This is a genomic window from Alcanivorax sp. UBA3183, assembly GCF_002364155.1.
In the GTDB taxonomy this organism is placed as follows: domain Bacteria; phylum Pseudomonadota; class Gammaproteobacteria; order Pseudomonadales; family Alcanivoracaceae; genus Alcanivorax; species Alcanivorax jadensis.
Genome location: NZ_DEXN01000027.1, coordinates 393 through 3,191 on the forward strand (window position 1 = coordinate 393; position 2,799 = coordinate 3,191).

General features: G+C 63.3%; 3 protein-coding genes. All 3 read right to left on the bottom strand.

Annotation, left to right across the window (positions count from 1 at the left end; all coding sequences use genetic code 11):
* Positions 1–222: NmrA family NAD(P)-binding protein (locus B3Q33_RS10510; protein ID WP_286827516.1), on the bottom strand; the 222-nt coding region annotated here is incomplete at its 3' end.
* 52 nt (positions 223–274) lie between these two features.
* Positions 275–526: a hypothetical protein gene (locus tag B3Q33_RS10515; RefSeq protein ID WP_272962805.1), complete on the bottom strand. Its 252-nt coding sequence runs from the start codon at positions 524–526 to the stop codon at positions 275–277.
* 308 nt (positions 527–834) lie between these two features.
* Positions 835–2,799, bottom strand: a 1,965-nt coding sequence (gene recG, locus B3Q33_RS10520) for an ATP-dependent DNA helicase RecG (protein WP_286827517.1), incomplete at its 5' end; no start/stop codon positions are given.

The window sequence follows — 2,799 nt, forward strand, 5'->3', positions numbered from 1 at the left end:
AAAAACACCGTAGCAGCCCTGGCAGGCCAGCTGCAGCGATACGCCGTCATCCAGGTCGCCGGCCACGACTTCCGCGCCTTTGCGGGCCAGTGCCTGGGCGGAGGGCTTGTCCGGGTTACGAGTGAGGGCGCGAACCTGAAAGCCTTGCTCCATCAGGAGAGGGATCAGGGCGCCGCCCTGGGCACCGGTGGCGCCGGTGACAAGAATACGTTTTTCGGTCATTGGCGATCCCGTAGTAGAACTGGCAAGTTCTACAAGGGTAATCCGATGCTCGCTAGCGACAATGACATAAACCATCAGGGCGCTGGTGAAAGTCGCCGTTTTGCGATGCAAAAAAAGAGGGGCCTTGCAGCCCCTCGTTATCTTCCGGTTCCTGACGGACCTGCAGGTCCTCGAATTCGTCCAGCGCCTGGCGCCAGTCCATACGGGGCCGGGTCTGTTCCCTGGCGGATTGATGAGCGCCGCCCTTACGCATCAGCGGATCCATTGCCGCCCAGTTTCGCAGCGGTTTGGGGCCTTTTGCCATTGTCTTTCTCCCTGTTAAATCAGACAGTTGTTTCCTGGAAGTGTGAATCCTTCCGCACCCGTCTGGCTGCATGTGGAAGGCGGCGGCGATAGTACGCCTCGACTCTCTGATTCACTAGCGTCGGCAGATAAAAAAAGCGTCTTCAGTAATGGCGGGCAGCGTTGTCAGGGGCTTGCCGGCAGAGGCCGTCGTGCCGTGCAATCCGGATAGAGGACTTTCTGCCTGTGGGGGTAGTGGTGGTGGCGCTTGGGTGGGGGTGATCCTGGACGTTCCCGGCCGATCCGCTATACCTGACAATGAATGGGGGCTCAGATATCCGCGTAATCCTGCCCGCCCTTGAGCCAGCGTCGCAGTAGCGGCTCCACGCTTCCCGGGCAATGTTGCAACAGACTGTCTGCCACGTCCCGGGCAGGCTCCATCAGCGCTTCATCGCGCATCAGGTCAGCAATGCGGAATGCCATGTCGCCGGTCTGGCGGGTGCCCAGCCATTCGCCGGGGCCACGCAGTTTCAGGTCTTCTTCGGCAATCACGAAGCCGTCGGTGGTGTCGCGCATCACCGCCAGGCGCCGTTTGGCGGTGAGCGACAGGGGCGTCTGGTAGAGCAACAGGCAGTAGCTTTGCTCGCCGCCCCGGCCCACTCGACCGCGCAGCTGATGGAGCTGGGCCAGGCCCAGCCGTTCCGCATTTTCCATTACCATCAGGGTGGCGTTGGGCACATCCACGCCCACTTCGATCACGGTGGTGGCCACCAGTAACTGGGCCTCACCGCTGGCAAACCGGGCCATGCGTTCGGCCTTCTCTTTTGCCTTCATGCGGCCGTGTACCAGTTCCACGGTGAGATCGGGCAGAGCGGTCTGCAATTCCTCAAAAGAGGCCTCCGCCGCCCTGGCCTGGATTTCCTCGGATTCCTCAATCAGCGGGCAGACCCAGTAGGCCTGGGTACCCTGCTGGCAGGCGTCGTTGATGCGCTCAATCACCTGGGGGCGGCGTCCTTCCGGCAGCACCAGGGTGTCGATGGGTTTACGGCCGGGGGGCATTTCATCGATCACCGACGTATCCAGATCGCCATAGACGCTCATGGCCAGGGTGCGGGGAATTGGCGTGGCGGTGAGCACCAGCTGGTGGGGCACCTGGATGCCGTGGCGGGTATCGAAGCGGCCTTTTTCGCGCAGGGCCAGGCGTTGCTGTACGCCAAAGCGGTGTTGTTCATCGATGATGGTCAGGCCCAGGCGATGGAACTGTACGGCTTCCTGGAACAGGGCGTGGGTACCGACCACGATAGGGGCGCGGCCATCTGCCAGCGCCGCTTGGGTGTCCCGGCGGGCCTTGGCCCCCAGGCTGCCTGCCAGCCAGTGCACCTCGATGCCCAGCGGCGCGAGCCAGTGGTGGAAGTTGTCCCGGTGCTGTTCGGCAAGCAGTTCCGTGGGTGCCATCAGCGCCACCTGGTAGCCGGATTCGATCGCGGCCAGCGCCGCCGCGGCGGCGACCAGGGTCTTACCCGAACCCACATCCCCCTGGACCAGCCGCAGCATGGGGTGGGGCTTGCCCATGTCGGTGAGCAGCTCGCCGATCACCCGCTGCTGGGCTCCGGTGAGGGTGAAGGGCAGGCTGGCCTGTAGCTGTTCGAATAAATCATCCGCGTGCAGGCGCGGGGCGTGGAAGGCTTTCTGGCCGGCCCGTTTCTGCAGCATGCCCAGCTGGTGGGCCACCATCTCTTCCATGACCAGTCGCTTTACCGCCGGGTGCTTGCCGTCCAGTAGCAGGTTGACCGGGTCATCCGGGCGCGGGTTGTGCAGCTTGGTCAGCGCCTCGGTGAGTGACGGCAGGCCGCGTTGATCAAGCAGATTGCCGGGAATCAGTTCCGCCGGCGGGTGACCCTGCAGGTACTGCAGGGCCTGAGCGGCCAGGTTGCGCAACAGTTTCTGGCTGACGCCTTCGGTGGTGGGGTAGACAGGGGTCAGTGCTTTTTCCAGTGGTGGCAGGCTGGTGCCGATTTGATATTCGGGGTGATAAAACTCCAGCCCGGCGGCCCCGGGGCGCGGTTCGCCATACACGCGAATGGGCTTCCCCCGTTCCATGTTGTTCTTCTGCGCGGCGCTGAAATGATAAAAACGCAGGGTCACCATGCCGGTGCCATCGGCCACCTTGCACAGCAACGAGCGTCGGCGTCCGAACACCACATCCGCCGCCATCACTTCTCCTTCGATGACGACCCCGGTTTCCGGGCGCAGGCTGCCGATGGGGGTGATGCGGGTGCGGTCTTCGTAGCGGAA